Below are 6,555 nucleotides of genomic sequence, written 5' to 3'. Positions count from 1 at the left end.
CCGGCTTCGCCGCACCGGTCCCCTGTGCGCCTCGTCCATGGCGGCACGGCGCCCAAACTCGCTTCGCCCGGACAAGGGCGCCTCTCCGGCCGCCACGGCCTGCGGTGCTCGGCGGCCTCAAGGTCGCGAAGGTCAAGGTCAAGACCAACAGCAACGACGAAACACCGCGTAGCCCGGGTAAGCGAAGCGCACCCGGGGCCCCGGCAAGGCCAAGGCTGGATCCCAGTCTCGTAGGGTGGGTAGAGCCAAAGGCGAAACCCACCGTCGGGTGCTCGCATGCAAGATGAAATGATGGGTCCTACTTCGCGAAACCCACCGTCGTTCAAGGCCACGACGCGCGAAGGATTTCTGCTTCGCGAGCTCCATCCTGCAACGCCGGCCTACCGGCCGCTGGCCCTTCCCGGCGGAAAAGGGGCGCAGCGCAGGGTGCGATACAGCAAGCGTCTCGCACCGCATCTGCCCTGCCGGCGAGCGGTCGCGGAGCGCGTCTCACTGCGCTCCGCCCCGTCCATGATCAATGCCGGAAGTGGCGCACGCCGGTAAACACCATCGCGATGCCGTGCTCGTCGGCGGCGGCGATGACCTCGGCGTCGCGCATGGAGCCGCCGGGCTGGATCACCGCCTTGATGCCGGCGGCAGCCGCGGCGTCGATGCCATCGCGGAAGGGGAAGAACGCATCCGAGGCCATCACCGAGCCCTCGACGACCAGGTCGGCGTCGGCCGCCTTGATGCCGGCGATGCGCGCCGAATACACGCGGCTCATCTGGCCGGCGCCGACACCGATGGTGCGGTGGTCCTTCGCGTAGACGATCGCGTTCGACTTGACGAACTTGGCGACCTTCCAGGCGAACAGGAGGTCTTCGAACTGCGCGTCGGTCGGTGCGAGCTTCGTCACCACCTTGAGTTCGTCGCGCGTGACCACGCGGGCGTCGGCGGTCTGCATCAGCAGGCCCGAACCCACGCGCTTGGTGTCGATGAAGCCGGGCGAGGGCGGCGCCAGCGGGATGCGCAGCACGCGCACGTTGGCTTTCTTCTTCGCGTAGGCGAGCGCCTCGGCGTCGTAGTCGGGGGCGATCAGCACCTCGACGAACTGGCGGTCGAGGATGGCCTTGCAGGTGGCGCCGTCGAGCGGCGTGTTGAAGGCGAGGATGCCGCCGAACGCACTGGTCGGATCGGTCGCGTAGGCCAGCTCGTAGGCGTCGCCGCAGGCCACGCCCACCGCCACGCCGCAGGGATTGGCGTGCTTGACGATGACGCAGGCGGGCGCATCGAACTGGCGCACGCATTCCCATGCAGCGTCGCTGTCGGCGATGTTGTTGTAGCTCAGCTCTTTGCCCTGCAACTGCTCGAAGGTCGCCAGCGAGCCGGGTGCGGGATACAGGTCGCGGTAGAAGGCTGCCTGCTGGTGCGGGTTCTCGCCGTAACGCAGGTCCATGACCTTCACGAAGCTGCCGTTGGCCTGGCCCGGGAACGTGGTGCGCGTCGGCAGTTCGCCCGCGGTGTCGCCCACCGAGGACAGGTAGTTGCTGATCGCGGCGTCGTACTGGGCCACGCGGTTGAATGCCGCGACCGAGAGTTCGAAGCGCTTGCCGGCCGACAGCGCACCGTCGTTGGACTTGAGTGCTTCCAGCAGCGGGGCGTACTGGGACGGGTCGGTGGCGACGGCGACGCGGGCAAAGTTCTTGGCGGCGCTGCGCAGCATCGCCGGCCCGCCGATGTCGATGTTCTCGACCGCGTCCGCCAGCGTGCAATCCGCGCGCGCGGTGACGGCTTCGAACGGATACAGGTTCAGCACCAGCAGGTCGATCGCGCCGATGCCGTGCTCGGCCATGACCGCGTCGTCGGTGCCGGCGCGACCCAGCAGGCCACCATGGACGAGCGGATGCAGCGTCTTGACGCGGCCGTCCATCATCTCGGGAAAGCCGGTGACGTCGCTGACGTCCTTGACCGCCAGGCCCGCGTCGCGGATCGCCTTGGCGGTGCCGCCGGTGGACAGCAGTTCAACGCCCATGCCCGACAGGGCGGTGGCGAGTTCGATCAGGCCGGTCTTGTCGGACACGGACAGCAGGGCGCGGCGGATTTTCACGGCGCCGGGGTTCGGGGCGGCAGTCATCGGGCATCGGCATGGCGAGGGGGCCGATGATTATACCGGCAGCGGGCACGCGGTCCGGGGGGCGTGTCTCCAATCCGACGGGCCGTCAGGCCAGGCCGTACTCGCGCAGCTTCTTGCGCAGCGTGGCGCGGTGGATGCCGAGCAGCGCGGCCGCGCGGCTCTGGTTGCCTTCGCAGTGCTGCATGACCTCGGCGAACAGCGGGATCTCCAGCTCTCGCAGGGCGATCTCGTAGAGGTTCTCGCTGTCGCAGCCGTCCAGGTCGCCGAGGTACCGCCGGATGGACGTCGCCACGTGGTCGCGCAGGGGCACGCGCGGCGTCGGGCGGCTGGTGTCGGTGCGGTCGTTGGCGGCGTTCAACTGGGACTCCCCTGGGCAGCGTGTCCGCCCATCGCGGAGTGGCGCGGTGCGCGCACGGAGTGCATGGGGCGGGTCGGCCAGTCTAGCGCGCTTGCCCGACGGGAAACACGGCCTGTGTTCACACTCACCGGAAATCGAAGCTGTACGCCACGATGTGGGCGGCCGGCTCCACGACTTCGAACGCGACGGTGGTGCTTTGCCCGGGCGAGAGGGTCTCGCCGGGGGCATGTTCGCGCCGGTACTCGTCGGGCCGGAAGGCGCGTTGGCCGACGCGCCGCCCGTCGGCGTCCGACAGGGTCAGCAGGAGCGTGGGCCATGCCTGCGACCAGCGCGCATCATTGCGGAAACTCGCATTGACGCGCAGCAGGCCGGGCTGGTCCGGGACGGGCCTGACGCTGCGGTCGAGCATCACGTACGCCGTCGGTTCGTGCCAGGGCGGGAGCTCACAGCGGAACACGGTGCATGCGACATCGAGCAGCGGCCGCCAGGCGGCCCGGGTGGCCAGCTCCGCGCGCTGGGCGAGCAGCAGCTGGATGGCCAGCAGGATCGACAGCGACAGCAAGGCGAGGACGGCAGGCCACCGCGGCGCGGCGGCCAACTGGTCGATGCGGACCCGGGCGAAGCTGGGGCCATGGGCGCGCGCCACCGGGCGCACGCCGGCCGGGTCGGAGGCCTTCGGTTCGAGTCGCTGCGGGCCGGGCGCCGGCACGCTGGCGGGCGTCACGGATGTCGCGTGTGCGGCGGTGGACGTGTCGCCTGGCGAGGGCGTCGGGTCGGGCTGCGACGCCGGGGGCGCATCGGTGGTGCCGGACGATGCATCGGCGAGGGTGGCGCGGCAGCGTGGGCAGTGCGCTGGCGTCGCGCCGTCCTTGAGGGCCTGCGCGATCAGGAAGCCGCAATGGGAGCAGGGAACGAACATGGTGCCGAGTGTACGGTGCGGGTTGCCGGCAGCGGAACCGGTGCGGGGTCCGGGAGCGTGTCCGGTGCCGGCGAAGCGCGCTGCGCGGGTGGTCGGGGCTCAGTCGCGACGGCGGATGCCGGTGACCCGCATCCAGTCGCCGGAACGCTCGGCCACCAGTCCGTCGAAGTGGGGCGCATAGGCGGCGATGACCTCGCCTTCCTGGCCTTCGAGGATCCCCGATAGTGCGATCACCCCCGCGTCCGCGACACGGCTGGCGACGGTGTCGACCAGCTCGACCAGGGCCGAGGCCAGGATGTTGGCGACGACGACCGGATAGCGCCGGGCGGGCTCGTCGCCGGGGAGGTAAACGGCCATGCGATCGGCGACGCCATTGCGTTCGGCGTTGTCCAGCGTCGCGGTGACGGCCTGGGGGTCGTTGTCCACGCCCACTGCGCTGGCGGCGCCGAGCTTGAGCGCGGCCAGGGCGAGGATGCCCGAACCGCAGCCGAAATCGAGCACGTCGCGGCCGGCGAGCCGCCCTTCGCCCGCGAGCGCATCGAGCCACTGCAGGCACAGCGCGGTGGTGGGATGTGTGCCGGAGCCGAACGCGAGCCCCGGGTCGAGGCGCACCACCGCGGCGTCGGTCGCGTCGGCGCCCTCGGGCAGCTCATGGTTCCACGGCACGATCCAGGTACGCTCGCCGAAGCGCAGCGGTTCGTACTGGTCCATCCAGGCCCGTTCCCAGTCCTGGTCCTCGACTTCGCGGAACGCCGCGCGCGACCAGTCCAGCCCCTCGTCCGCCGCCGACAGGGCCTGCAGCAGCAATTCCGCCGGCGTTTCGCCAGGGAACAGCGCCGTCAGCACCATCTCGCCCCACAGCGGCGTCTGGCCGACGCCCGGCTCGAAGATCGCCTGCTCGTCGGGCGCATCGGCATGGGCATCGGCGAGCGTCACCGCGAGCGCACCCACGCCCTCGAGCGCACGCTCGTAGCGCGGCTGCTGGACTTCGGTGCAAGGCAGGGTCAGTTCGAGGAAGGGCATGAGTCGTGATTCGTGATTTGCGATGCGTGATTCGTTTTGGGTGCGGGTGCGGACGATCCGCACCGGCAGTCCCCAATCACGAATCACCCATCACGGTTGTCAAACAATCGACAGCGCTTTTTCCTTCTGTTCCTTCAGGCGCTTCTCGAGGTAATGGATGTTCTGGCCACCCTGCTGGAAGCCGATGTCGGACAGGATGCGTTGCTGCAGGGGGATGTTGGTCTTGATCCCGTCCACGACCATTTCGCTGAGCGCCACGCGCATGCGGGCGATCGCGGTTTCGCGGTCGGGGCCGTGCACGATCAGCTTGCCGATCATCGAGTCGTAGTTCGGCGGGACGCGGTAGCCCTCGTAGATATGGCTGTCGACGCGCACGCCGGGGCCGCCCGGGGAGTGGAAGTGCTGGATCAGGCCCGGGCTGGGCATGAAGGTCTCCGGATCCTCGGCGTTGATGCGGCACTCGATGGCATGTCCCTCCAGCACGATGTCGTCCTGGGTCAGGCTGAGCTTCTGGCCCGCGGCGATGTTGAGCTGCTCGCGGATCAGGTCGATGCCGGTGACCATCTCGGTGACCGGGTGTTCGACCTGGATGCGGGTGTTCATCTCGATGAAGTAGAACCGGCCGTTCTCGTACAGGAACTCGAAGGTGCCGGCGCCGCGGTAGCCGATGCGGATGCAGGCATCGACGCAGACCCGGCCGATCTCGGCCCGCTGCTCCGGCGTGATGCCCGGTGCCGGGGCTTCCTCGACCACCTTCTGGTGGCGGCGCTGCATGGAGCAGTCGCGCTCGCCGAGGTGGATCGCGTTGCCCTGGCCGTCGGCAAGCACCTGGATCTCCACGTGGCGCGGGTTCTCCAGGAACTTCTCCATGTAGACCATGTCGTTGCCGAACGCGGCCTTGGCTTCGGTCTTGGTGGTCTGCACGGCGCTGTGCAGGTGCGCTTCGGTGTGGACCACGCGCATGCCGCGACCGCCGCCGCCGCCGGCTGCCTTGACGATGACCGGGTAGCCGATCTCGCGGGCGATCTTGGCGTTGGTGTCGGCATCGTCGCCGAGCGGACCGCCGCTGCCAGGCACGCAGGGCACTCCGGCGTCCTTCATGGCGCGGATAGCCTCGACCTTGTCGCCCATCAGGCGGATGGTCTCGGCCTTCGGCCCGATGAACACGAAGCCCGACTCTTCCACGCGCTCGGCGAAGTCGGCGTTCTCCGACAGGAAGCCATAGCCCGGGTGGATGGCCTGGGCGTCGGTGACCTCCGCGGCGGCGATGATCTGCGCCATGTTGAGGTAGCTGTCGGTCGATGGCGCCGGCCCGATGCAGACCGATTCGTCGGCCATGGCCACGTGCTTGAGGTTGCGGTCGACGGTGGAATGCACCGCCACCGTGCGGATGCCCAGGGCGTGGCAGGCGCGCAGGATGCGCAGCGCGATCTCGCCCCGGTTTGCGATTACGACTTTATCGAGCATTTGGGAGCCGTGATGGGTGATGGGTGATGGGTGATTCGTCCGCCCGCGCGGCGATGCTCTTCATCAGTGCATTCAGTCGCGCGAAAGTGCGGTCGAGCGTTTGCTGCAGATCGTCAGGTGCGCTGCCATATTCGAGGCGGGCGGCGATCTCGAGTTGCGTATCGAGTTCGGAGAGCGAGCCGCGTGCGATCGAGAGGAAGCGGTGCAACTCCCTGGGGGTGCCGCGCGCTGCGCCCTCGGCGATGTTCGAGGGGACGCTGATGGCTGCACGCCTGAGCTGGGGCACCAGGCCATAGCGTTCTTCGCGCGGGAGTCGCGAGGAGTATTCGTAGACCCCGGTCACGAGGGCCATCGCGTCGTGCCACACCTCGAGGCGCTGGTGGGGGCGTGGGAGCGAATCACGAATCACGACTCACCAATCCACGTATCAGCCAATCACGAACAAGGGCTGGTCGAATTCGATCGGCTGGCCGTTCTCGACGAGGATCTTGACGACGGTGCCGGCGACGTCGGATTCGATCGGGTTGAACATCTTCATGGCCTCGATGATGCCCAGGGTCTCGCCGGCCTTGACCGACTGGCCGACGCTGACGAACGCGGGCTTGTCCGGGGCCGGGGAGGCGTAATAGGTGCCGACCATCGGGGCGCGGACGACGTGGCCGTCGGGCAGGGCTT

7 protein-coding genes are annotated in these 6,555 nt (G+C 68.8%); all 7 read right to left on the bottom strand.

Translation table 11 applies throughout. The annotated features are described in order from the left end of the window. Positions 1-514: 514 nt before the first annotated feature. Positions 515-2,113, bottom strand: a complete 1,599-nt coding sequence (purH, locus tag FKV25_RS12980; protein ID WP_141519225.1) for a bifunctional phosphoribosylaminoimidazolecarboxamide formyltransferase/IMP cyclohydrolase — start codon at positions 2,111-2,113, stop codon at positions 515-517. 85 nt (positions 2,114-2,198) lie between these two features. After that, on the bottom strand, positions 2,199-2,471 hold the full coding sequence (gene fis, locus FKV25_RS12975; RefSeq protein ID WP_141519224.1) for a DNA-binding transcriptional regulator Fis: 273 nt from the start codon (positions 2,469-2,471) through the stop codon (positions 2,199-2,201). 124 nt (positions 2,472-2,595) lie between these two features. Then, positions 2,596-3,390, bottom strand: a complete 795-nt coding sequence (locus FKV25_RS12970) for a DUF3426 domain-containing protein (RefSeq protein WP_141519223.1) — start codon at positions 3,388-3,390, stop codon at positions 2,596-2,598. Between the two features lie 99 nt (positions 3,391-3,489). Further along, complete coding sequence (prmA, locus tag FKV25_RS12965) at positions 3,490-4,413, bottom strand: 50S ribosomal protein L11 methyltransferase (protein WP_141519222.1); 924 nt, start codon at positions 4,411-4,413, stop codon at positions 3,490-3,492. Positions 4,414-4,512: 99 nt separating this feature from the next. Next, positions 4,513-5,880 carry an acetyl-CoA carboxylase biotin carboxylase subunit gene (accC, locus tag FKV25_RS12960; protein WP_141519221.1) on the bottom strand — a complete coding sequence of 456 codons (1,368 nt, stop codon included), beginning with the start codon at positions 5,878-5,880 and terminating at the stop codon, positions 4,513-4,515. Beyond that, positions 5,870-6,289 carry a four helix bundle protein gene (locus tag FKV25_RS12955; RefSeq protein ID WP_141519220.1) on the bottom strand — a complete coding sequence of 140 codons (420 nt, stop codon included), beginning with the start codon at positions 6,287-6,289 and terminating at the stop codon, positions 5,870-5,872. Before FKV25_RS12955 ends, accC begins: the two co-directional genes overlap by 11 nt. An 18-nt stretch (positions 6,290-6,307) precedes the next feature. Beyond that, the coding region (gene accB / locus FKV25_RS12950) for an acetyl-CoA carboxylase biotin carboxyl carrier protein (RefSeq protein WP_141519219.1) at positions 6,308-6,555 on the bottom strand (248 nt) is incomplete at its 5' end.

This window comes from Marilutibacter aestuarii, assembly GCF_006546775.1.
Classification (GTDB): Bacteria; Pseudomonadota; Gammaproteobacteria; order Xanthomonadales; family Xanthomonadaceae; genus Marilutibacter; species Marilutibacter aestuarii.
This window is presented reverse-complemented; position numbering and strand designations above follow the sequence as displayed.

Bases quoted from the DNA above. Each gene is read 5' to 3' on its own strand.
- purH (WP_141519225.1), bottom strand. From the start codon at position 2,113: ATGACTGCCGCCCCGAACCCCGGCGCCGTGAAAATCCGCCGCGCCCTG.
- prmA (WP_141519222.1), bottom strand. From the start codon at position 4,413: ATGCCCTTCCTCGAACTGACCCTGCCTTGCACCGAAGTCCAGCAGCCG.
- FKV25_RS12970 (WP_141519223.1), bottom strand. From the start codon at position 3,390: ATGTTCGTTCCCTGCTCCCATTGCGGCTTCCTGATCGCGCAGGCCCTC.
- accC (WP_141519221.1), bottom strand. From the start codon at position 5,880: ATGCTCGATAAAGTCGTAATCGCAAACCGGGGCGAGATCGCGCTGCGC.